Source organism: Pseudomonas sp. Irchel s3h9 (assembly GCF_900187475.1).
GTDB classification, from domain to species: Bacteria; Pseudomonadota; Gammaproteobacteria; order Pseudomonadales; family Pseudomonadaceae; genus Aquipseudomonas; species Aquipseudomonas neuropathica.
The window spans coordinates 226,288-248,617 of the sequence record NZ_FYDH01000011.1 but is presented as its reverse complement, the minus strand read 5'-3'; the positions used below and the strand labels follow the sequence as shown (position 1 = coordinate 248,617).

Sequence of the window (22,330 nt, the reverse complement as noted above, 5' to 3'; positions counted from 1 at the left end):
TCTTTATCGGCGCTTGGGTGAAAGGAGGAGGGGCGAAATCTCCCACGGTCTGTGCTGCGTCAACAGTCAGAATCGAGCCTTGTCCCTCCTCCTCCCTTCAAGTCCTACCATACAAGCGAGCCTGCTCGCGAAGAGGCCAGATCAGCCAACACTCATCCCCAGCCCTTCATGAAATCAATGAACGCCCGCACTTTCAGCGGCAAATGCCGGGTGTCAGGGTACAGCGCATACACCCCCTGCTGCGCAAACCGGTAATCCACCAGCAAACGCTGCAACCGCCCGGCATCGAGATCGTCCTGAATCAACCATTGCGGCAGTATCGCCACACCTTGCCCGGTCAATGCAAAGGCCCGCAGCGTTGCCGAGTTATCCGCAACAATCGCGGTGTTCCCCGGTTTAGGCTGATAGAAATGCTCCACACCGGCCGGATCGCTCACGGTCATTTCCGGCACCCGCCCATGCCCTAACGTCGGCATCGACTCCAGCGTTGCCAGCGTGGCCACCGGCGCAAAGCGTTCGACCAACCCCGGCGCCGCCACTGCAAACACTTCGAACGTCGATAACTGCACTGCACGCAGATTGGAGTCGTGCATGCGCCCCAGACGAATCGCCAGGTCAAACCGCTCGGAAATCAAATCGGCATGGGTCGATGATGTGGACAAATGAATATTCAGTTGCGGTTGCTGCTGGCGAAACACTTCCAGCGCCGGCACCACCTGGGCCAGAGCAAATTCGACAGTCGTGGTGATGCGCAAGGTGCCCTTAAGCTGAGCGTGCTCCGAACGCGCCTCTTCGATCGCCAGCCGCGCCTCATCCAGCGTGCGCAAACAGCGTCGATAAAAGCGCTCACCGGCATCGGTCAGCGCCAGTTGCCGCGTATTGCGGGTGAGCAAGGTCACGCCCAGCTCCTCCTCCAGGCGCTTGAGGTTGAAACTGACCACGGCTCGCGTTTGCCCCAATGTGTCAGCAGCAGCCGTGAGTGATCCCGCCTCGACCACCGCTTTGAAGGTGTCAAACCGATCCAGACTGACCATATCCAAGGCACCCATTGTCAAAATAATTTTGACAAACTAGCAGCCAAACCAGCGTTTTCCTATGACCAGAAGCGCCCTACCCTGCACGTCTCATCACAGGGAAGCTGCCATGGCTTATCGTTCGAAAGTCGCGCTGGTGTATTTGTTGGGCTTCGCGCTCGACCTGCTGAACATGTTCGTCGCCAGCATCGCCTACCCCGACATCGCGCAACAATTGCACGCCTCGGTCACGCAACTGGCGTGGATCAGCAACGCCTACATGCTTGGCCTCACGCTGATCATTCCGCTGAGCGTGTGGCTGGCGACCCGGATCGGCGAGCGGCGCTTGATCCTCGCCTCGCTGCTGCTGTTCGGTGTGGGCTCGGCACTGGTGGCGCAGGCGGGATCGATTGAAAGCCTGATTGCCTGGCGACTGCTGCAAGGCCTCGGTGGCGGACTGCTGCTGCCGGTGGGCCAGGCCTTGGCGTATCGACAGTTCCCGGCGACGCAACGCGCGCACTTCACCGGAGTGGTGTTGCTGGTGGCGCTGCTGGTGCCGGCACTGTCGCCGGCGGCCGGTGGACTGATCGTTCAAGCGCTGTCGTGGCGCTGGATTTTTTACCTGAATCTGCCGGTGACACTGCTCGCACTTGGGCTTGGCCTGCTCTGGTTGAAAGCCGATCAACCGTTGACTGAACGCCCGACGCTGGACGCGCGCGGCCTGCTGCTGGCAGCCTCGGCGCTAAGTTTACTGTTGATCGCCATCAGTCTGTTGAGCGACGCCGACACCCGTAACCTCGGCATCATTGCCCTGCTGCTGAGCCTTCTGACCCTGTGCATTTACCTGCGCGATGGCTGGCGCAAACCCGGCGCGATCCTCGACCTGCAACTGATCAAGAACCCGTCGCTGCGTGTGGCGATGCTGATCTACCTGTGCGTGCCGGGAGTGTTCACCGGTACCCACATGATTGCAGTGTTGTACCTGCACAACCTCGGTGTCGGCGCGGCACAAACCGGCGCGCTGATGCTGCCGTGGGCAGTCGGTTCGGGCGTGGCGATCATGCTTGGCAAGCGCAGCTTCAACCGCCTCGGCCCCAAGCCATTGCTCAGCGCCGGCATGCTCCTGCAATGCCTGGGCATCGTTTTGCTGATGCGCAGCGAACAACCCGCCAGCACGCCGCTGATCATCGCCTATGCCCTGATGGGGCTGGGCGGTAGCCTGTGCAGCGTCACCGCGCAGACCTTGGCCTTTGTTGGCATCGCGCCAGAAAAAATGGGCCACTCCAGTGCCCTGTGGAACATCAATCGTCAACTCGGTTTCTGCCTCGCGGCGGCGCTGCTCGGTTCACTGCTGGGCGCTTTGGGCGGTGTTGGTTTCCAAGCCTGTTTTATCGCTGCCGCCCTGCTCACGCTGTTGCCGATGGTCGCCGTCCTGCGTTTCGACTCGACCCACGTGCTCGCGCTATTGAACCCGACTGCCCTTGAGGAAAAAACTGCATGAACGACGCCACACCCTACCTGGACGAAGTGATCCAGGCGCACGAAGCCATCGAACGATGGTTTGCCGTAGAAGAAGATGACGCCGCGCTGCAGCGCTTGCTGGCGCGTTTTTCGCCACGCTTTTCCATGGTGACGCCGTTGGGCAGAGCGCTGGATATCGATGCCTTGCGCCTGCTGTTCCGAGCCGCAGGCGGACAGAAGAAAGGTTTCAGAATCCAGCTCAGTGAGTTACGTGTGATTGCCCTGCATCAGCGCGGCGCGACCTTGAGTTACCGCGAACAGCAAAGCGATGCGAGCGGTGTGCACACGGATCGGCGTTCGACCGTGGTGTTTGAAAAACTCGAAACCGGGCGGGTGTTGTGGCTGCATTTGCAGGAGACGTTTTGCGCTGAGTGATTGCTCGGTGTTGGTCTGAAATACCGAGTCGCCCCCATTCGCGAGCAGGCTCGCTCCCACATTTGAAATGCATGACCTCTGTGGGAGCGAGCCTGCTCGCGAAAGGAGCCACACGGTCTGTCAGTTAACCACCGTGCTCTGATTCACCACCACCGTGCAGGTAATCCCCGCCGCCAGCAGCACACCTTCCGGCACTTCATCAATATGAATCCGCACTGGCACCCGCTGCGCCAGTCGTACCCAGTTGAACGTCGGGTTCACATCGGCGATCAGCTCGCGGCTTTCCGGGTTGTCGCGGTCATAAATGCCGCGCGAGATGCTCTCCACGTGGCCCTTGAGCACTTCGCCGCTCATTAACTGCATGTCGGCCTCGTCACCGACTTTGACGTGGGGCAGTTTGGTTTCTTCGAAGAAGCCGTAAACCCAGAACGAGTTCATGTCGACCACGGCCATTTTCGCCTCGCCGATGCGCGCGTAGTCGCCGCGATGCACATTGAGGTTAGTCACATAACCGTCGACCGCCGCGCGTACTTCGGTGCGTTTGAGGTTGAGTTCGGCGGCTTCCAGTTGTGCTTGGGCGTGTTGGTAATCGGCCAGCGCGGCGTCGGCGATGTTGCTGGCGTCATCGCGGTTTTCCTTGGAGATCACCAGGTTGTCCAGATCGGCGCGGCGATGGGCGTTGACCTTGCGCATCTCCCACGTCGACTTGCGCGAGGCGACCAGCGACTGCGCCTGTTTGACCGCGATGCGGTAGTGCTCGGGGTCGATCTGCATGAGCAAATCACCCTTCTTCACTAACTGGTTGTCGCGCACCGGCACATCGATCACTTCACCGGTGACGTCGGCGGCGACGTTGATGATGTCGGCGCGGACTCGGCCATCTCGAGTCCACGGCGTGTTCATGTAATGCTCCCACAGCGTGCGGCCGATCCACAGTGCCAGGGCCAGCACCAACAGGGTTGCGAGCAGGCTGAAAAACTTTTTCATCACGATGTTCTCAACGGTAGACAGTCAGCGCCATGGCGCCGAACAGACAGGTAAACAGACTCAGGCGCAACAGCGCCGGGTGCCAGAAGAAGCGGTACAGATCGAACCCGGACAAGAAGCGGTCCACCGCCCAGGCCAGTGCCGCAGCGATGAAAAACATCAAGGTCATGGTCGGCATGTACACGCCGTGGAAGGCGATTTCACGAGGCATGGGCAAGTCCTTCGGGCTTGGCGACGGCGTAGGCAGCGAGTGGAGATTGCGGGTCGAGCAGCGAAGTGCGGATGAAGTGCAGATAGCTTTTCACCCGACGCAGCGCCGAGGTATCGAAGTGCGGCGCGAACGGCTCATCAGTGGCCGCGACACGGCTGATCGCATGATCGACCGCGACCAGCGCGCGCTCGAGATTGCTGGAGTTCGGTTGCAGGAACAGTCGCACCAGCGCGCGGCCCATCACGCGGATTGCCTGCCGCCACGGCTGCGATTCGGCATAGGCCGGGTGCACCGGCAGGATCGCCTGTTCCTTGCGCAACTCGATGATCGCGTGGCCGACTTCCAGGACCACGAACATCCAGCGCAGCAGGTTCTTCTGCACCTTCGGTTGACCGGCCGCGAGACCGTAGGCCTGGTGCAGCAAATCGCGGGTACGGCTCTCGAAACTCGAGGCCAGACCTTTGAGTTTGCCGCTGATCGCATAGACCACTTGACCACGCAGATCCTGCTCCAGGCGCTTCCACAACCAGCGACTGTTCGGCGGCAGAATAATCGCCCCGGCAGCGGCACAGACCAGCATGCCCATGACCATGGCGATGTAGTCGTTGATGAAGGTGTAAGGGTTGTAAATGGTCAGGTTGTCCGGCACAGAACCGGTGCTGAAGAAGATCAGCAGACCGAGGCCGACACCGGCGTACTGCGGCCGCGACGTGAGGAACGAGCCGAGGACGATCACCGGCGCGAGCATCACGCACAGCAGCGGGAAACCATCGATCCACGGGAAGATGAAAAACATCTCGACAAAGCCGATCAGCGCACCGAGAAACGTGCCGCACGCCATCTGGAAAGCCATGCGTTTCGGGTTCGGTGTAGCGGCGGACAGGCCCACGGTGGCGGCGGCGATCAGGGTCATCGTCGCACCGCTTGGCCACGCAGTGGCAACCCAATAACTGCCGAGCACCACCAGAATGAACGAGGCGCGAATGCCCGACGCGGCTGCGGCCCACCAGTTGGTTTGCGGGGTGAAGGGCTCGTCCCAGCGCTCACGTTCGTGGCGGTGATCGGCCAATGACGCGTGGGTCTGTGCATAACTGTGCAGGTCGTCGACGAAGCGATAAAGCAGTTCGTAGGCGGTGTGGAAATCCAGTTGCTCGGCTTCGCTTGGATCGGTTTCCTGGAAGATTGCTCGCAAGCTTCGAACCCGTGCCGGCAGCCCCTCCTTGTAGGTCGCCAGCGCTGTCGCCAAACGGGCGGCGTCGGGGCTGGTCAGAGCACGACCGCTGAAGCCGTCGAGCACTTCGGCGAGATCCTGCAGACCCGGTCTGATCGCGGCAACCACATGTTCTTCGCCGTTGCCGCGCAAGCGTTCAAGCAACTGATGCAGCGCGTTGAAGCGCGTGGTGATGCCCATGAACTCGCTGTTCAAACGACTCAATCGGCCGTTGCGCCGACGCATGTGCGGGTCTTCGAACACGGTCACGCTGCGCAGCCCTTCCAGCCCCACGGCTTCGGCGATAAAGCGCACGTTACTCGCCTCAAAAGACTCGGCTTTGCTGCGCCCGCGCAGGCCATCGGTGACGAACAGCGCGAACACGCCGAAGCGCTGATACAAGGCGTTGCGCATGGCGGCGCTGGCGGTTTGCGGCAGGATCGCGGCGCTGATCAGGGTCGAGCAGAGAATCCCCAGCGAGATCTCCAGCACTCGCCAAACCGCTGCCATGAACGCGCCGTCCGGGTGCGCCAACGCGGGTAATCCGACCATCGCCGCGGTGTAGCCGGCGAGGACAAAACCATAGGCGCGGAAGTTGCGGCAACGTGCGGCACCGGCCGAGCAGATGCCGACCCAGATCGCCAGCGAACCGAGGAACAGCTCGGTGTTTTGCGCGAACAACGCGATCAACGTGACCATCATCGCCGACCCGGCCAACGTGCCGAGGAAGCGATAGAAACTCTTGGCAAACACCTGGCCGCTCTGCGGCTGCATGACGATGAACACGGTGATCATCGCCGTGCGCGGTTGCGGCAATTCCAGGCGCATGGCCAGCCACAGGGTGAGGAATGCGGCGATCAACACCTTGAAGATGTAGACCCAGGTCACGCCATCGCTGCGCGCCCAGTCGAAGAAACCACGGCGCCATTCCAGGGAGTAGAGCCAGCGCAGAGGTGCGGGCAAGGGGGTCATTTAATTGTGCTCAAGAATTCAGGCAAGACGCGATACCTGTAGGAGTGAGCCTGCTCGCGATGGCGATTTTACATCCAACATTTCTGTTGACTGATACACCGCTATCGCGAGCAGGCTCACTCCTACAATTTGATGTGTGTTCAATGCAGGAGAACCGGGGTTTTCGGCGCTTGGGTTTTCTCGGCGGTCGGCACATCGTTGCCTGCCCCCAGCCCACCACCCAGCGCCGTCACCAGTTCGGCATGCGCACTCAACCGCGCCGCCTGCACCTGCTGCTGCACCTGCTGCTGCTTGAACAGCAACGTCTGCGCATTAAGCACGTTGAGGTAATCGGTGAGGCCGCGCTGATAAGCGATCATCGCGATGTCGTAGGTCTTCTGCGCCGTGGCCACCGACTCGGCGGCGAAGCCTTGCTGCTTGTCCATCGACTCGCGGCGGATCAACTGATCGGAGATGTTCTTCAGCGCATTCACCAGCGTCTGGTTGTAATGCGCCACGGCGATGTCGTAACCGGCGGAGGCCTCACCCAATTCGGCGCGCAGTCGGCCACCGTCGAAGATTGGTAGCGAGATCGCCGGACCAACGTTGTAGTTGAGTTTCTTGCCGGTCAAAAACTCCAGCGCGCCCCCGCCGGTAGCCATGTAGCCGAGGCTGCCGACCAGATCGACGTTGGGGTAAAACCCGGCATGCGCCACATCGATACCGCGCGCCTGCGCCGCCACTTGCCAGCGACTGGCGACCACATCGGGCCGCTGGCCGAGCAATTCGGCGGGCAATGCCGATGGCAGTTTCAGCGCAGCACCGAGGGACAATGTCGGGCGCTGCAACTGTGCGCCCGCCCCCGGACCTTTGCCGGCGAGCGCAGAGATCTGGTTGCGACTCAGGGCGATTTCTTCATCCAGCGCATCGAGCTGACGATGGGTTTCCGGCAGTGGCGTTTCGGCTTGGCTGACTTCGAAGTGCGTGCCGATTCCGCCGTTCAAGCGCTTCTGCGCCAGATCGAGAATCTGTTGCTGCTGCTTGAGCGTCGCGGCGACGATGTCGCGCTGCGCGTAATGCAGCGACAGTTCGATGTAGGCGCGAACGATGTTGTTCTGCAATTCAAGCTGCGCCAGCCGCGCCTCGGCCGCGCTCATGTGCGCCAGATCCACCGCGCGTTCACTGGCATTGCTTTCACGGCCCCAGAGGTCGAGCGCATAGCTGAAACCCAATGCGGCGTTGTTGTCCCAGGTGGTGGTGTTGGCCAGATCGCCGGGGCCGTAGAACTGATCGGTCGGCCAGTTGTGGCGTTTGAGGGTCGACTCGCCATTGATCTGCAATGACTCGGCGGATTCGGCGACACCGGCCATGGCTTTGGCTTGACGTACTCGCGCAGCGGCCATGGCCATGCTCGGGCTGCCCTGCACGGCGAGGTCGATCCAGCGATTGAGTTGCGGGTCGCCGTAGGCTTGCCACCATTGCGCGGTAGGCCAGTTGGCGTCACGGGCGGCGTGGGCGATGGCATCGTCGGTGGCCAGTGTATTGGCCTCCATTGCCGTGCCCTGTGGGGCAATTCCGTCCGTTGAGATGCAGCCGCCAAGACCCAGGGTAAAAGCCAGAACACTGAGCGGCAAAAGCGCTCTGTTGATGCGACGCGGCACAGCTGCGAATTCCTGAGAGAGGGGTAGATCGAGAACCCGTGTTGGAGCTGCCGCAGGCTGCGATCTTTTGATCTTGATTCCCTTAAAACAAAATCAAAAGATCGCAGCCTTCGGCAGCTCCTACAGGGATCGGCGCAATTCTATGGAAGGCCCCGTACGGCGATAAGCTGGGATTTCTGTGAATCTTTGTTACGGTTAACGAGATAATCCTTAAGTCTGGGGTCTCAGCCCCCGAAACTTCGTGTCACAATTTGCCATCTCCCTTGAGAGCACCACATGGACACTTTGCAAAACATGCGCGCCTTCAGTTGTGTCGCCGAAGCCGGCAGCTTCACTGCCGCCGCCGTGCAACTCGACACCACCACCGCCAACGTCTCGCGCGCGGTCTCCAACCTGGAAGCCCACCTGCAAACCCGTTTGCTCAATCGCACCACGCGGCGCATTGCCCTCACCGAAGCGGGCAAGCGCTACCTGCTGCGCTGCGAGCAGATCCTTGCCTACGTCGAAGAGGCCGAAGCCGAAGCCAGCGACGCCCACGCACGCCCGGCCGGGCAATTGAAAGTGCACACCATGACCGGCATCGGTCAGCACTTCGTCATCGACGCCATTGCCCGCTACCGCAAAACCCACCCGGACGTGACCTTCGACCTGACCCTGGCCAACCGCGTGCCGGACCTGCTCGACGAGGGCTACGACGTGTCCATCGTGCTCGCCAGCGAGTTGCCGGACTCAGGTTTTGTGTCGCAACGCCTGGGCATCACCTACAGCATCGTCTGCGCCTCCCCGGCCTACGTGAAAGCCAACGGCGCCGCGCAAAAGCCCAGCGACCTGCTCAACCACGCCTGCCTGCGCCTGGTCAGCCCAGTGATCCCCCTGGAAAAATGGGCCTTCGACGGCCCGGAAGGCCAGGAAATGGTCACCATCAACAGCTCGCCGTTTCTGGTGAACTCCGCCGACGCCATGAAAACCGCGATCACCAGTGGCATGGGCGTGGGCGTGTTGCCGGTGTATGCGGCGATCGAAGGTTTGCGTAACGGCACACTGGTGCGGGTCATGCCGAACTACCGCTCGCAAGAGTTGAACCTGTATGCGATCTACCCCTCGCGGCAATATCTGGATGCGAAGATCAAGACGTGGGTTGAGTATTTGCGCGGCTCGCTGCCAGAGATTCTCGCCGCCCACCAAGCCGAATTGGCCGCCTACGAACTCAGCGGCAGCCTCGCCGGCGCACGCGTCGCCAACTGATTTTCAACACACCACGAAACCCGTAGGAGCTGCCGCAGGCTGCGATCTTTTGATCTTGATGTTTAAAAATCAACAGATCGCAGCCTACGGCAGCTCCTACAGAACGGGGATTTCGCGGATGTTTCCGACAGGTTTTGCAGGTTGTCCGTCGGAAGTGCGGTGGCTAGGATTTGGGTGTCGCTGACGCATCAGCGACCGGGTCTGGAAAACCCGATTTCAACTACCAAAGCTCATGGCATACTGCGGCGCTTTTTAGCTCGCAATGTTATGGCGGCTGTGCGCGGGAGGCCCTAGGGCCTGCCGGTTTTGGTGAGTTGACCGGTTTTTCCAGTCCGCGCACAGCTGCCACCCTTTCGCCTGGAAAACGAAAAGTGGCAGCTTCAACTCAACTTGCCACGAGTATGTTTCCTATGTTCAAACCAACGCCTAATCCACCTGAAACCGACGACACCACCCCCTACGAATTCCCCGGTTCGAAGAAATTCCACGAAGCCGCCGAGCGCGCCCTCGACCACTACCTCAAACCCAACGCACTCACCCTGCGCTTCCACAAACCCAGCACCATGTTCCAGGTCGCCCCCGAACAGGACAGCGAAAGCCTGCTGGTCCACGCCTGCGAATCCCTGGCACAGGCCAGCCTCATGACCAGCGACATCGCAGCGTACATCGACCTGCCGCAACGACGGACGATCCTGGCGATTCAGCAGATCATCATGCTCGCCGAACTCGCGGTGAATCGTGTGCTGGATAACCACGAAATTTCCCAATCCCCTTCACAAAGCTAAAAGCCCCTCACCCTAACCCTCCCGAATCGTCGGACCGCCCGTAGGGAGAGGGGACTGACCGAGGTGTTTGGGTGAGCTACGCCGACGTGCGATACCGAGTCGAATTCAGATTTTGAAAGGCCCACAAATCGGCTCCCTCTCCCTTGAATGATGCCGGATGACGGCCTGACACAACTTAAGCATCGTTCAATGGACGCAAACCTGAAGTGGGCAATCAAGTTCCAAAAATCATCTTCCGATCAATTTTTAATAGCCAATCTATATAGAAAACCTGTCAGATCTGACAGTACCCATTTTATCGCTTTAGCTGAACAATGGATGTCGTCACACCGACCTAACCTTGAAGGAGCAAGACATGTCCATTAAAGATCTGGAACTCGAAAAACTTAAGAAATCAGGTGAAGGCACTGTAATTGCCAAACTAAACAAAGACTACATCACCGACAAGTTCGAAGGAAAACCCGACCATTTTGTTACCGATAAAAAGATAGTCGCACTAAAAGCAACTTACCAGAAATCCTCTACCATCTCATTCACTATCAACCTCACTTTTGACGCAAACATTAAGCCTGGAAGGCATGAATTCAGCACGGAGCACTTTCCCTCTCCGTTCAGATTTTCATATACATCAGGCTCACATACAAAAGGCTATACAAGCGCTAAAAACGCAGGATTTATTGTTGTAGAAGAGTTCAACATTGCCAAAGGCATTTTCAAGGCCGTCTTCAACTTCACATTCTTGGATTTCGATACATGGGAGTTGCATCAAGTTCATGATGGTCAGATTGATGTCAAAGGCCTTGAAATTATCGAGGGGTAAAGGTAGGTCGCAAAGTCTGCCCCAAGTGCAGGAACAAGCAGGTATCAGCCAATGTTGATACCGCTTCCCAAAGCCACCGTGTTCAGATGTCCCCCGAACAGGACAGCGAAAGCCTGCTGGTCCACGCCTGCGAATCACTGGCCCAAGCCAGCCTCATGACCAGCGACATCGCCGCCTACATCGACCTGCCGCAACGGCGGACGATTCTGGCGATTCAGCAGATCATCATGCTCGCTGAACTGGCGGTGAATCGCGTGCTGGATAACCACGAGATCCCGCAATCCCCGTCACACAGCTAAAACCCCCTCACCCTAACCCTCTCCCAAAGGGAGAGGGGACTGACCGAGGTGTTTGGGTGAGCTACGCCGACATGAAATACCGAGTCGACCCTCAGACACTGAAACAGATCAAAAGCCCCTCACTAGCCCTCTCCCCGAGGGAGAGGGGACTGACCGAGGTGTTTGGGTGAGCTACGCCGACGTGAAATACCGAGTCGACCCTCAGACACTGAAACAGATCAAAAGCCCCTCACCCTAGCCCTCTCCCGGAGGGAGAGGGGACTGACCGAGGTGTTTGGGTGAGCTACGCCGACGTGAAATATCGAGTCGACCCTCAGATTCTGAAACAGATCAAAAGCCCCTCACCCTAGCCCTCTCCCCGAGGGAGAGGGGACTGACCGAGGTGTTTGGGTGAGCTACGCCGACATGAAATACCGAGTCGCCCCTCAGACACTGAAACAGATCAAAAGCCCCTCACCCTAGCCCTCTCCCGGAGGGAGAGGGGACTGACCGAGTTGTTTGGCAGACCTACGCCGACGTGCGATACCGCGTTGAACTCAGGTTTTGAAAAGCACACAAATCGGCCCCCTCTCCCTCGGGAGAGGGCTGGGGTGAGGGGCAAGAACACCACAAACCCAAAGCCAAGCGCGCCGCGCTCTTCACCACTCAACAGGATGAGCGTTAGCTCGGCTGAAGCTCTTGATCTGTAGGGCGACGTCGGAAGGCTGAGTGGAGGGATTGATCCGGGCGTGGGAGCGCAGCGACCGTTTGGCGAAGCCAAACACAGCGAGAGGAGGTGCAGCGAAGCAAACCGTAGACGCTGCGCCCGGATCAATCCCGGAGCGAAGGAACCCCGAGCCCCAGCGAGCGGGCCGCACGTAGGAGCAAGCGTTTTTTGCTTACTTTTTTAGGCGCTTGTAAAAAAGTGAGTCGCCGTAAGGGCGAAACCGCCAGCCGCAGCCCCCGAAGCAACGGATATACACCCAAAAACCCCAAGAACATGGTCGGCCCAAAGGCCGCCAAGACACCCCAAAACAAAAATGTTAGCGTGCTTGGTATCAAGCCCGAACAAGAGCCAAAAACGATGAAAAAAACTGTCCTGGCCTTCAGCCGCATCACCCCGCCCATGATCGAAAACCTCCAGCAAGAGTTCGACGTCATCGTCCCCAATCCAAAAGCCGGCGACATCAACGCCCAATTCAATGAAGCCCTGCCCCACGCCCACGGCCTCATCGGCGTCGGCCGCAAACTCGGCCGCACACAACTGGAAAACGCCGCAAAACTGGAAGTGGTCTCAAGCGTCTCCGTCGGCTACGACAACTACGACCTCGCCTACTTCAACGAACGCGGGATCATGCTCACCAACACCCCCGACGTGCTCACCGAAAGCACCGCCGACCTCGCCTTCGCCCTGATCATGAGCAGCGCCCGCCGCGTCGCCGAACTCGACGCCTGGACCAAAGCCGGCCAATGGCAAGCCAGCGTCGGCGCGCCACTGTTCGGCTGTGACGTCCACGGCAAAACCCTCGGCATCGTCGGCATGGGCAACATCGGCGCCGCCGTCGCCCGCCGTGGCCACTTCGGCTTCAACATGCCGATTATCTACAGCGGCAACAGCCGCAAGACCGACCTGGAACAACAACTTGGCGCGCAATTTCGCAGCCTTGATGAACTGCTCGCCGAAGCCGACTTCGTCTGCCTGGTCGTGCCACTCAGCGACAAGACCCGCCACCTGATCAGCCATCGCGAACTGGCGCTGATGAAGCCCGGCGCGATTTTGGTGAACATATCTCGTGGCCCGGTCGTCGATGAACCGGCGTTGATCGAAGCCCTGCAAAACAAACGCATTCGTGGCGCCGGCCTCGACGTCTACGAAAAAGAACCGCTGGCCGAGTCGCCGCTGTTCCAGCTCAGCAATGCCGTGACCCTGCCGCACATCGGCTCAGCGACGAATGAAACCCGCGAAGCCATGGCCAATCGCGCCCTCGCCAACCTGCGCAGTGCCCTGCTCGGCAAACGCCCACAGGATCTGGTTAACCCGCAAGTCTGGCGCGGATAAAAAAACACGGGCAAGTGCAACATCGCACTTGCCCGTTAGTTATTGCTATACACAACTTGAAATTGAACAACAAACCAATTTAAACAACAACATTATAAGCTCCCCCGCACTGCCGGATAATCGACAAGCACTACGGAGAGCGAAAACCTTGAACACCCTGACCACCGACAAACTTATCCGTTACAGCAAAGTTATATTGATGGCCTACATCAGTTTCTTTGGCCTGCTGGTGATGATCCACAACTTCACCGACTATGACTCAAACTACACTTACGTGGCCCACATCCTGAGCATGGACACCACCACTGCCAGCGAAACCATCAAGTATCGGGCCATCGAGTCACCGATGATTCATCATCGGATTTACTGGTTCATCATCACTTTGGAAGTCACCTATACCGTGCTATGCCTGATAGGCACCTATCAGTTGTTGCGCCATATCAATGCCCCTGCCGAGGTATTCCATGAGGCAAAGAAGTTCTCGATCATGGGCATACTCGCGGCCATCTTCATTTATTACGTCTGCCTGCAAACCGTGGGTGTGGAATGGTTCGACATGGACACTTCGCAATCATGGAATGCCAAGGACTGGGCACGACATATTGTTGACTTCATATTCCCGGTGATGATTTACATCACCTTGAAAGTCGAGCGCTGACGTTCAGCGCTCGTTTATTTCATGCCAACTTTCCCTGCACTGGCGCCACCACTGCTTTCGGTTTACGAAACACCAGCACATTGCCCAGCATCACTAACACCAGACCGACCAGCGCCGGCGCTGTCCATTGGTAACCTTCAGCAAACGCCGAAACGTTGAGCGCCACCACCGGAAACAGCACCGTGCAGTAAGCCGCACGCTCCGGCCCCATGCGCCCGACCAGCGTCAGATACGCGGTGAAACCAATGACGGAACCGGGGATCACCAGATACAGCAGCGCACCGACGTAACGTGGGCTCCAGTCCATGTCGAATGGAATGCCTTTGACCAGGCACCACACCGACAGCATCGCCGCGCCATAGGCCATGCCCCAGGCGTTGGTGGTCAGCGGTTTGAGACCGGCCTTCTGCTGCAGGCTCGAGAGCATGTTGCCCGCCGAGAAACACAACGTCCCGCACAGTGCCAGGCCGAGCCCCAGCAAGGTTTGCGGGCTGGCCTGATGCCCGACCAGTTCTGGCCAGAACAACATGCCCAGGCCGAACAGCCCCAGCGCACCGCCCATCAGCACATTGCGCGCGATGCGCTGACCAAAGAACACCCGCGCATTCAGCGCGTTCCACAGCGTCGCGGTGGAAAACACCACCGCGACCAGACCACTGGGGATCCACTGACTGGCGGTCAGGAAACACATGAAGTTGACGCAAAACAGGCACAAGCCCTGCGCCACGCAGATCAGATGCCCGCGGCGGTTCATCGGTTGCAGGCGCCGACTGAGCAGCAACAGCGCAAACAGCACCAGCGCGGCGAGCCCGAAGCGATAGACGATCGACACCGGAATCGCCACCACGCCAAGCTGCCATTTCAGGGCAATCCAGGTGGTGCCCCAGATCAGCACGGTCAGCAAATACAACGACAGGTTCATGGCAGACACTCCTCGATAGGCCTTGAGTGTCTGCCCGAGCCAGGTTTGTGCGCTTGCAGATTCTTGCGCTTTTGTCTGGCGGCAGGCTGGCAGCGCGGTGTCTACGGAGTAGGATGCAAGGCGTTGAAGAGAACCGACCATGGCCACCATCGATACCCTGCAAGTCTTTCAAGCGTTGAACAGCTCGCCGAACGCACGCCTGGTGCACAGCGCCGAGCTCGGTGACGGCTTGTCTGCCGCTTTGTGGACCAACCACCACGATGCACAGGATTACGAAGCGCCAAGCCACCACACGTTGTCCTGCTACATTGCCGGTGGCACCGGCACTTTTCGTCGCGATCAACCTGGGCAAAAAGGCGGGCCGGACAAGTTGTGCATCCTGCCGGCCGATCATGAGTCGGGCTGGGTGATCAACGGTGATATTCGCTTGGCGCACCTGTATTTCAGCGCCGAACAATTCGCCCTCGGTTGCGTCACGCTGCTCGATCGCGAACCCCGCGAGATGCAGTTGCGCGAGCAGACCTTTCTCGAAGACCCACAACAGGCGCAACGCTTCCGGCAGTTGCTGACGCTGAATTGGGACGAGCCAGCCGAGCGTCTGCTAACCAGCAGCCTCGCCCATGAGTTGATCAGCCACACTTTGCTCAGTCAGGTCGGCGCGCGTCAGGGTTTGCGATTGAAGGGCGGACTGGCACCACACCAGCGTCGGCAACTGGTGGAGTTCATCGACAATCAGTTGGCCGAACCGATCAGCCTGGGTCAATTGGCCGGATTGTGTGCGCTGTCGGAATACCACTTTGCGCGGATGTTTCGCACCAGCTTCGGTCTGCCACCGCATCAGTATGTGCTGGCGCGGCGCCTGAGCCGGGCGCGGGAGTTGTTGCGCGGGACGGCGTTGCCGTTGGGTGAGATTGCGCTGGCGTGCGGGTTTGCCAGCGCCAGTCATTTCACCAATCGGTTCAAGCAGGTTCTCGGCGGGACACCGGGTGAGTATCGGCAGGCGTTTTTGCGTTGAGCCCTTTTCCCCTCACCCCAGCCCTCTCCCAGAGGGAGAGGGAGCCGACCGAGGTGTCTGGCGCTATACGTCGACCTGAAAAATCGAATCGACTATGGATTCCAAGCATTACTTTCAGGTCGGTGTATCTCTCGAATATCCCACGGTCAGTCCCCTCTCCCTTAGGGAGAGGGTTAGGGTGAGGGGCTTTTGATCTTGCCTTAAAACTCCAGCGTGCTGGACAACGAAACCTGTCGCGCATCCCCCATCGACACAAAGAACCGACTCGCCGCCGAGGTGTAATACGTGCGATCAAACAGGTTCTTCACATTGAGCTGAAACTTGACTTTCTGCCCTTCAACCTTGGTGTCGTAAGTGGCAAACGCATCAGCCACGGTGTAGCTCGGCAGATCAAAATCATTCACCGCGTTACCCGCACGCTCACCGACATAGCGCGCACCGGCGCCGACGCGCAATTGGTCACCGCCGATCACGCTGCCAAAGTCGTACACCGCCGACAACGAACCGGAATTCTTCGCCACGTTTTGCAGGCGCTTGCCTTTGTAGTCCGGGTCTTCGGTCACTTCGGCATCGGTGTAGGCGTAGCTGCCGATCATGCTCCAGTGGTCGCTCAACTGACCGGTCAGGTCCATTTCCAGACCGCGAGAACGCACCTCACCGGCCGCGCTGTAGATCGTCGTCGGGCCTTCGGAATTGGCCACCAGCACGTTGCGTTTCTTGATGTCGAACAATGCGATATTGCCGGTGACACGCCCCGGCATATCCAGGCGCGCGCCCAGTTCCCACGACTTGGCTTCTTCCGGTGCGATGCTGCCGTCGAGCACCGTGCTGCTGCCGCTCAGCGGGGCGATGGTCGAGTTGGGTTTGAACGATTCGGTGTAGCTGCCGTAAAACGACAGGGCATCGGTGTAGCGATACACCAGACCGGCGCGCGGTACCCATTTCTGCCCGTTGCTGTCGGTGTTGGCCTTGAACGGCACGCCTTTGCCGGCGTACTGGTCGTACTCCTGGAAGCGTCCGCCAGCGACCAGAATCCACTGATCGTTGAGGTGAATCGAGTCCTGCATGAACACCGAATCGCTGCGCAGTTCATCGGTCTGCGCGCTGTCGGGGGCGCTGACGGTCGTACCGGCAACTTCACGGCCATACACCGGATTGAGGTAACTGAACGTGGTCAGGCTTTTCTGTCGGATCAAGTCCTCGCGGTAGATCTTGCGGTACTCGTCATCGACGCCGAACACCAGATCATGCTGCATGCCCAGCACGTTGACCTTGCCTTCGAGACTGGCGGTGGTGAAACGGTCAGTGCTGATCGCGTTCTGGGTGCCGTCCATGCTGCGGGTCAACGTGCCTTTTTTGGTGTCGATTGCAGTCACGCGGACCTGGCTGGCGTCGTAGGTCTCGCGGTTCCAGCTGTAACCGAAGTGGGCTTTCCAGTCGTCGTTGAGGTCGTGGTCGGCTTCAAAGTGATACAGGTCCGAACGGCCTTCCATGTTATTGAACGGCTCGTCGAGGCGCTCTTTGCGCGAGATGTCCAGCGGGTGATTGGTGCGTGGATCGATCAGCGTGCCACGGTCGAACGGCGTGAGAAATTCGCGGTGCTCGTAGGCGAACAACAGCTTGGTGCTCTCGCCGAACCAGGCCAGCGACGGGGCGATCAGGGTTTCACGGTGGGTGCCGAAGTTGCGCCAGTAATCTTCGTCTTCGTGGTCGAGCACCATGCGATAGGCCAGCCCGGAATCGCCCAACGGGCCGGTGCTGTCGAAGGTGCCGCCGCTGCCGTTCTTGCCCTCGCCGTAGGTCGAGCCGCGCAAGGTCAGCGCATTGTATTGAGTAAGTTCAGGCTTCTTGCTGACCAGGTTGACCACGCCACCCGGGTCTTGAATGCCGTAGAGCAACGAGGCCGGGCCTTTGAGCACTTCAACCCGATCGACCGTGGCGTTCATGCCACGCCCCTGCACGATCGGCATACCGTCGCGCATGATCGAGCCGTTACGGTTGTCACCGAAACCGCGGGTCATCACCGAATCCTGAGTGCTACCCAAGGTGTTGCCCTGGGTGATGCCGCTGACATTGGCCAGCGCGTCATCCAGATTGCGCGGCGCCTGATCGCGGATGACTTGCGCCGGGATGACGTTGACGGTCTGCGGGATTTCCTGAAGCGAGGCCGAGGAGCGCATCACCGAACTGGTTTCCGGTGGCTGGTAGCTCATCGATTCATCGCGGGTCGAGGTGATGGTCGTGGCGCCGAGATTCAGCGCACCTTCAGTAGGCTGAGGCTCCAGCGCCAGCGTGTGGCTGTCGGTGCGGCGGAAGTTGAGGCCGGAACCGCTGAGCAAACGTTGCAGTGCCTGTTCAGCACTCATCTGGCCATTGACGGCCGGAGCTGTAAGGCCGTAGGGCGCTTCGTCGGTGTAGACCACGCTCTGCCCGGTGACGCGGCTGAAGTCGCTCAAGGCTTGCGGCAGCGGTTTAGCGACCAGGGAAAAGTTGAACTGCTTTTGCGCCTGACTGCTGGCGGTTTCAGCGGCGAGCGCGACGCTCAGCGGCAACAGCGCCAATGCTGAAAAGCTCAGTGCCGACACGCCTAACCATTGTTTGACCGAACCCGATTTTGCCCTGGACTTCATTGCTCAATGACCTGTGTAGAACCGCAACGGATGCGAATGACTCGCAGTTTCAGTCACTACACGGATGGCGCTGATGTTTACCTCACCAACATTTGAAAATTATTTTTTGTGGTGTTCGATCGGGCGCCATCGCGAGCAGGCTCACTCCTACATTTGGAATGCGTTCCCCTGTAGGAGTGAGCCTGCTCGCGATGGCTTTAGCCGTCTCAGCGCAAAATAATCAGATGACCCAACACCTGATGCTGCTCAAACCCCATCACCCCTTGCAGCGAACTCAAAACCGCCTGCGGATCCTTGCTCGGAAAACTGCCACTGACCTTGCGCGCCGCCAGCTCATCGTTGAGCAACACAATCCGCCCCGGGTAATAACGCCGCAAATCCTCCACCACATCAGCCAGCGTCGACTTGTAATAAGTCAGCCAGCCCTGACGCCATGCCAGTTGCGCGTCGCTGTCCACCGAGTGAAGCTTTTGCGCTGTGCCTTCGCCGTAAGCAACCTGCTGGCCAGCGATGAGGATCTGTTGTTCACCCTCGCGATCCGCCGTCACACCAACGCGCCCCGACAACACCGTAACCTGCGCACCGTGAGGCTGCAGTCGCACTTCGAACTGCGTGCCAAGCACCCGCGCCTCGCCCTGCTCCGCCGCGACCACAAACGGATCCCCCGTATGTGTGACGCTGAAGAAACCGGCACCACGACGCAATTGCACATGCCGCTCGCCATGACTGAAATCCACGGCAATCGCACTGTCGCCATCCAGCGTCACTTGCGATTGATCGGCGAGTGTCACCGTGCGGATCTCACCGGGTGCCGAGACATAATCGGCGCCCAGGTCATCGATCCAGCGCTGCGGCTGCCAACCGGTGCCAAGGCTGATCATCAGCAACAAGCACGCGGCCATCGCCAGCGCGCCCGACCAGCGCAAAACGGGCGAATGACGCGGGCGGTCCATCGCATGAAGGTAACCCTGCAACGCGAAGGCTTCTTCATCGGCCAATGTTCGCGCCGGGCCTTCACTCAACTCCCACACAACCTGAGCCTGTGCGTAAGCTTCGGCGTGCGCCGGATCGGCACGCAGCCATTGGCTGAAGGTCAGTTGATCGCCCGCGCTCGGCCGGTCATGCAACAAGCTCAGCCAGGCGAACGCAGCCTGCTCTTGCGCGGGCGTGGGGATGACGGAATCGGATGGCTTCACGGTGCTTTCCCTGGCAGGCGTGGCGCGGGTTCGCGCAGGCTGGCCTTGCAGGCCTCGAGGGCGCGCATCATATGTTTTTCCACGGCACTTTGGGACAGGCCCATGGCTTTGGCGATTTCCGCATACTTGCGGCCGTGAATGCGATTGAGCAAAAAGATCTGCCGGGTGCGCTCTGGCAAGGCGCGCAACGCCGCTTCGACATACTTCAGATCATTGCCCGCTTCCAGCGCTGCTTGTGGTTCGCTGCCGTGGCTGTGCGGCTCGTCCGGTTGCCAGCCTTCGTTGACCCGCGTGCGCGTGCCTTCGCTGCGCAGATGGTCGATGGCGATGTTGCCGGCGCAGCGCAACAGATAGGTGCTGAGCTCTTCGACCTGCACCAGCGGTCGCCGCCAAAAACGCAGAAACAGATCCTGGACCAGATCCGCCGCCGTCGCCCGACAACCGACGCGCCGGTTTACCAGCGCTTCCATTTGCGAACGCTGGGACAGGAACACCTGAAGAAAATGCGCACGTGCCCCACGCGGCTCATCGTCGCGGGATTCCGGTGGCAGACCGATCAGCACTTCAGCACTGCGCCCATGCGGCGACCGGGCTGGCCAGCAGACTGACCCCGGCCAGCGTCAATGCGAAACGCGGGCGATACGGCAGCAACAAAACCAACACCAAGGCGCTGAGCATCAGCACGGCAAACCAGTCGACCAGGCCGAAGCTCCAGCCGTTGGCCTTCACCGCCGCCCAAAGCGACAAACACAGCAATAACCATCCGCCGACTTTCAGGCCCTGACGGCGACGCGTGGACGGTTTGTGACCGAGCAATTCATCGTGGTGGCGAGGCATCGACAGGCACAACGCGGTGAATCCGGCGTAGGTAAGCAACAAGGGCAAGAGCATCAGTTCGCCCCTTGTTCAAGGGTGATCGGCCGGGCCTGTTCGCGGCGGGGGTTTTTAATGCTGACGGTGTTGCCGGCGCGCTGCATTTTCCACGCGGCCCAAGCCAGGAACAAACCGGTTGCGAGGCACGTCAGATCAAAACCGGCCAATGCCCAATCCCTCTGCATCAAGGTAACGCCGAGATTCCAAGGGGTGGTCAGCGCATTGACCAGCGGCACCGCGACAAACAGGGCGGCGCTCAGGGTGAGTTGCTCAACCCAGGCCTTTCGTCCCGGACGCAGCAGCGCGTGCAGCACACTCAAAGCCCAAGCGATAAAGAACGCATTCACTTCCCAATCTGCGCGCTCGGCGAGGCTCACTGGCAACAGACGATTGGCCAGGAAGAATACAGCCACCGCCGCAACCAACCCGGCCATGCTGGCGATGTTCAGCACTTCAACCAGCCGCAGTTCGAACGGCATCACGCCGCTCTTGGCATGTTTGAGTTGACGCTTGCCCAACCAGATCACCAGCCCGGTGCCGATCATCGCCGTGCCGGCCAATCCGCAAATGAAATACAGCCAACGCAGGAGCGGCCCGGCGAAGTGACCCATGTGCAAGCCATAGAACGCACCACCCACCGCCATCGCCATTGGCTGCTCCGGTGTGCTGCCGAGCATCTGCCCGGTCACCCCGTTGAACGTCACGGCACGGCCGAAATCATGCACCACGCGATCCCCCGCACGGGACAGCACCACCGTGGCATTGGCATCCCCCGGATTGCTCACCGACAGACGCGCCGTGTGGCCGCCCGACCATTGCTCGCTGGCCTTGCTCAACAGCGGCGCCATGGCTGCCAAAGGTGCCGCGATGTTGGCGCGCTCCGGGGTTTTCGACGCGGGGAACACTTCATCATAGAACGTGCGCACGTCACTGCCGTAAGACGCGACGATGCTCGCCGGCATGACCATCGACATGAAAATCACCAGGCTGCTGTAGGTGATCATCAAGTGAAACGGCAACACCAGCACACCCACCGCGTTATGCCCGTCGAGCCAGGAGCGCTGACCCTTGCGAGGGCGGAAGGTGAAGAAGTCCTTGAAGATTTTCTTGTGGGTGATGATCCCGGTGATCAGCGCGACGAACATCACCATCGCGGCAATCGTCGCCAGCCAGCGGCCCCACGGATAAGGCATTTGCAACTGGAAGTGGAAGCGATAGAAGAACTCGCCGCCCATGCTGTCGCGGCCCTGCACTTCGGCGCCGGTTTGCGCGTCGAGGGTTTTCGACTCGAAGCGCCCGCGCTCACCGGGATTGGCCGGCACTGGCTGCCAGCGCACGGTCAGGCCGGGATCTCGGGCATCAGGCAAATCGATCAGCCAGCGTGAGGCGCCGGCCGCGTGTTGCTGCAGATAATCCTGGGCCAGCGTCAGGCTCGTCTCGGCACTCACCGAACGCGCGGGGATTTCCGGCTGCATCCAGTGGCTGATCTCATCTTTGAAATAGGCCAGCGTCCCGGTCAGGAAAATCGCGAACAGCAACCAGCCGAACAGCAGTCCGGCCCAGGTGTGCAGCCAGGCCATCGCCTGACGAAAGCCCTCTTTCATGCCAGGCCCAATCCACGTGCTGCGCCAGAGATGGTCGCCAGAATCACACTCGGCACCAGCAAACCGACCCAGGCCGACCACGCCGTGCGGCAGGCAAAACACCAGAGCACCGCCACCAGATAGACCAGAAAGGAAATGGTCATGCCGGTCACCACCGCTTCGGCGCGGCTCAACGGCAGCCACAGCGTCAGGGTGACACTGGCCAGCGCCGCGACGAGATAGCCGCCAAACACCGCCGCCAACACCCGTGAGGTGACAGCCAGACGATAGGACATGGGGAGTGTGGCGAGTTTGCCTTTCATGTTTCGACCCTGAA

At 59.8% G+C, this 22,330-nt stretch carries 20 protein-coding genes and 1 pseudogene; 9 read left to right on the top strand and 12 right to left on the bottom strand.

All coding sequences use genetic code 11. From position 1 onward, the window contains the following. Window positions 1-152: 152 nt before the first annotated feature. Complete coding sequence (locus CKW26_RS19910; protein ID WP_095049817.1) at window positions 153-1,034, bottom strand: LysR family transcriptional regulator; 882 nt, start codon at window positions 1,032-1,034, stop codon at window positions 153-155. Between the two features lie 109 nt (window positions 1,035-1,143). Between CKW26_RS19910 and CKW26_RS19905 the strand changes: the two genes are divergently transcribed. Beyond that, on the top strand, window positions 1,144-2,514 hold the full coding sequence (locus tag CKW26_RS19905) for an MFS transporter (protein WP_095049816.1): 1,371 nt from the start codon (window positions 1,144-1,146) through the stop codon (window positions 2,512-2,514). Beyond that, on the top strand, window positions 2,511-2,909 hold the full coding sequence (locus CKW26_RS19900; protein ID WP_095049815.1) for a DUF4440 domain-containing protein: 399 nt from the start codon (window positions 2,511-2,513) through the stop codon (window positions 2,907-2,909). The genes CKW26_RS19905 and CKW26_RS19900 overlap by 4 nt, the downstream gene beginning before the upstream one ends. Window positions 2,910-3,029: 120 nt before the next feature. Here the strand turns inward: CKW26_RS19900 and CKW26_RS19895 are convergent, their stop codons facing one another. The 4 genes from CKW26_RS19895 to CKW26_RS19880 all read right to left on the bottom strand — a co-directional run bounded on the left by CKW26_RS19895 (window position 3,030) and on the right by CKW26_RS19880 (window position 7,929). Then, the gene (locus tag CKW26_RS19895) at window positions 3,030-3,896 is read right to left on the bottom strand and encodes an HlyD family secretion protein (RefSeq protein WP_095049814.1); all 867 of its coding nucleotides are present in this window, start codon (window positions 3,894-3,896) and stop codon (window positions 3,030-3,032) included. 10 nt (window positions 3,897-3,906) lie between these two features. Then, window positions 3,907-4,107 (bottom strand): DUF1656 domain-containing protein, encoded by a 201-nt coding sequence (locus CKW26_RS19890; RefSeq protein WP_007914106.1) that lies wholly within the window; start codon window positions 4,105-4,107, stop codon window positions 3,907-3,909. Then, window positions 4,097-6,289 (bottom strand): FUSC family protein, encoded by a 2,193-nt coding sequence (locus tag CKW26_RS19885; RefSeq protein ID WP_095049813.1) that lies wholly within the window; start codon window positions 6,287-6,289, stop codon window positions 4,097-4,099. Before CKW26_RS19885 ends, CKW26_RS19890 begins: the two co-directional genes overlap by 11 nt. A gap of 140 nt (window positions 6,290-6,429) precedes the next feature. Further along, window positions 6,430-7,929: an efflux transporter outer membrane subunit gene (locus CKW26_RS19880; protein ID WP_095049812.1), complete on the bottom strand. Its 1,500-nt coding sequence runs from the start codon at window positions 7,927-7,929 to the stop codon at window positions 6,430-6,432. A 276-nt stretch (window positions 7,930-8,205) separates the two neighbouring features. On the opposite strand from CKW26_RS19880, the gene CKW26_RS19875 reads away from it, so the two are divergent. From CKW26_RS19875 to CKW26_RS19850, 6 genes and pseudogenes are all read left to right on the top strand, one after another. After that, window positions 8,206-9,174: a LysR family transcriptional regulator gene (locus CKW26_RS19875; protein ID WP_007914118.1), complete on the top strand. Its 969-nt coding sequence runs from the start codon at window positions 8,206-8,208 to the stop codon at window positions 9,172-9,174. A 410-nt stretch (window positions 9,175-9,584) separates the two neighbouring features. Continuing rightward, entirely contained in the window at window positions 9,585-9,959 is a 375-nt protein-coding gene (locus CKW26_RS19870) for a DUF6124 family protein (RefSeq protein ID WP_095049811.1), read from the top strand. A 355-nt stretch (window positions 9,960-10,314) separates the two neighbouring features. Continuing rightward, window positions 10,315-10,779 (top strand): hypothetical protein, encoded by a 465-nt coding sequence (locus tag CKW26_RS19865; protein WP_095049810.1) that lies wholly within the window; start codon window positions 10,315-10,317, stop codon window positions 10,777-10,779. An 83-nt stretch (window positions 10,780-10,862) separates the two neighbouring features. Next, window positions 10,863-11,078: pseudogene (locus tag CKW26_RS19860) on the top strand (DUF6124 family protein); the annotation flags it as partial. Between the two features lie 1,063 nt (window positions 11,079-12,141). After that, on the top strand, window positions 12,142-13,116 hold the full coding sequence (locus tag CKW26_RS19855) for a D-glycerate dehydrogenase (RefSeq protein WP_095049809.1): 975 nt from the start codon (window positions 12,142-12,144) through the stop codon (window positions 13,114-13,116). Window positions 13,117-13,264: 148 nt separating this feature from the next. Further along, window positions 13,265-13,774, top strand: a complete 510-nt coding sequence (locus CKW26_RS19850; protein WP_095049808.1) for a DUF2165 family protein — start codon at window positions 13,265-13,267, stop codon at window positions 13,772-13,774. A 19-nt stretch (window positions 13,775-13,793) separates the two neighbouring features. Here CKW26_RS19850 and CKW26_RS19845 read toward each other — a convergent pair whose 3' ends face one another. Next, window positions 13,794-14,696, bottom strand: a complete 903-nt coding sequence (locus CKW26_RS19845; protein ID WP_095049807.1) for a DMT family transporter — start codon at window positions 14,694-14,696, stop codon at window positions 13,794-13,796. A 139-nt stretch (window positions 14,697-14,835) separates the two neighbouring features. On the opposite strand from CKW26_RS19845, the gene CKW26_RS19840 reads away from it, so the two are divergent. After that, window positions 14,836-15,711: an AraC family transcriptional regulator gene (locus CKW26_RS19840; protein ID WP_095049806.1), complete on the top strand. Its 876-nt coding sequence runs from the start codon at window positions 14,836-14,838 to the stop codon at window positions 15,709-15,711. 200 nt (window positions 15,712-15,911) lie between these two features. Here the strand turns inward: CKW26_RS19840 and CKW26_RS19835 are convergent, their stop codons facing one another. The 6 genes from CKW26_RS19835 to CKW26_RS19810 all read right to left on the bottom strand — a co-directional run bounded on the left by CKW26_RS19835 (window position 15,912) and on the right by CKW26_RS19810 (window position 22,316). Further along, window positions 15,912-18,341: a TonB-dependent receptor gene (locus CKW26_RS19835; protein ID WP_095049805.1), complete on the bottom strand. Its 2,430-nt coding sequence runs from the start codon at window positions 18,339-18,341 to the stop codon at window positions 15,912-15,914. A gap of 206 nt (window positions 18,342-18,547) precedes the next feature. Continuing rightward, the gene (locus CKW26_RS19830; RefSeq protein WP_095049804.1) at window positions 18,548-19,537 is read right to left on the bottom strand and encodes a FecR family protein; all 990 of its coding nucleotides are present in this window, start codon (window positions 19,535-19,537) and stop codon (window positions 18,548-18,550) included. Further along, window positions 19,534-20,100, bottom strand: coding sequence for an RNA polymerase sigma factor (locus tag CKW26_RS19825; protein ID WP_095049803.1), 567 nt, complete (start codon window positions 20,098-20,100; stop codon window positions 19,534-19,536). Before CKW26_RS19825 ends, CKW26_RS19830 begins: the two co-directional genes overlap by 4 nt. A gap of 1 nt (window position 20,101) precedes the next feature. After that, entirely contained in the window at window positions 20,102-20,428 is a 327-nt protein-coding gene (locus CKW26_RS19820; protein ID WP_095049802.1) for a DUF3325 domain-containing protein, read from the bottom strand. Continuing rightward, on the bottom strand, window positions 20,428-22,014 hold the full coding sequence (locus CKW26_RS19815) for a PepSY domain-containing protein (protein ID WP_095049801.1): 1,587 nt from the start codon (window positions 22,012-22,014) through the stop codon (window positions 20,428-20,430). The genes CKW26_RS19820 and CKW26_RS19815 overlap by 1 nt, the downstream gene beginning before the upstream one ends. Further along, a complete protein-coding gene (locus tag CKW26_RS19810) occupies window positions 22,011-22,316 on the bottom strand; it encodes a DUF3649 domain-containing protein (protein ID WP_016986986.1) in 306 nt (101 codons plus the stop codon). Before CKW26_RS19810 ends, CKW26_RS19815 begins: the two co-directional genes overlap by 4 nt. Window positions 22,317-22,330: the final 14 nt, after the last annotated feature.

Coding starts and splice junctions, on each gene's coding strand:
- CKW26_RS19910 (WP_095049817.1), bottom strand. CDS start 1,034: ATGGTCAGTCTGGATCGGTTTGACACCTTCAAAGCGGTGGTCGAGGCG.
- CKW26_RS19905 (WP_095049816.1), top strand. CDS start 1,144: ATGGCTTATCGTTCGAAAGTCGCGCTGGTGTATTTGTTGGGCTTCGCG.
- CKW26_RS19900 (WP_095049815.1), top strand. CDS start 2,511: ATGAACGACGCCACACCCTACCTGGACGAAGTGATCCAGGCGCACGAA.
- CKW26_RS19895 (WP_095049814.1), bottom strand. CDS start 3,896: ATGAAAAAGTTTTTCAGCCTGCTCGCAACCCTGTTGGTGCTGGCCCTG.
- CKW26_RS19890 (WP_007914106.1), bottom strand. CDS start 4,107: ATGCCTCGTGAAATCGCCTTCCACGGCGTGTACATGCCGACCATGACC.
- CKW26_RS19885 (WP_095049813.1), bottom strand. CDS start 6,289: ATGACCCCCTTGCCCGCACCTCTGCGCTGGCTCTACTCCCTGGAATGG.
- CKW26_RS19875 (WP_007914118.1), top strand. CDS start 8,206: ATGGACACTTTGCAAAACATGCGCGCCTTCAGTTGTGTCGCCGAAGCC.
- CKW26_RS19870 (WP_095049811.1), top strand. CDS start 9,585: ATGTTCAAACCAACGCCTAATCCACCTGAAACCGACGACACCACCCCC.
- CKW26_RS19865 (WP_095049810.1), top strand. CDS start 10,315: ATGTCCATTAAAGATCTGGAACTCGAAAAACTTAAGAAATCAGGTGAA.
- CKW26_RS19855 (WP_095049809.1), top strand. CDS start 12,142: ATGAAAAAAACTGTCCTGGCCTTCAGCCGCATCACCCCGCCCATGATC.
- CKW26_RS19845 (WP_095049807.1), bottom strand. CDS start 14,696: ATGAACCTGTCGTTGTATTTGCTGACCGTGCTGATCTGGGGCACCACC.
- CKW26_RS19840 (WP_095049806.1), top strand. CDS start 14,836: ATGGCCACCATCGATACCCTGCAAGTCTTTCAAGCGTTGAACAGCTCG.
- CKW26_RS19835 (WP_095049805.1), bottom strand. CDS start 18,341: ATGAAGTCCAGGGCAAAATCGGGTTCGGTCAAACAATGGTTAGGCGTG.
- CKW26_RS19820 (WP_095049802.1), bottom strand. CDS start 20,428: ATGCTCTTGCCCTTGTTGCTTACCTACGCCGGATTCACCGCGTTGTGC.
- CKW26_RS19815 (WP_095049801.1), bottom strand. CDS start 22,014: ATGAAAGAGGGCTTTCGTCAGGCGATGGCCTGGCTGCACACCTGGGCC.
- CKW26_RS19810 (WP_016986986.1), bottom strand. CDS start 22,316: ATGAAAGGCAAACTCGCCACACTCCCCATGTCCTATCGTCTGGCTGTC.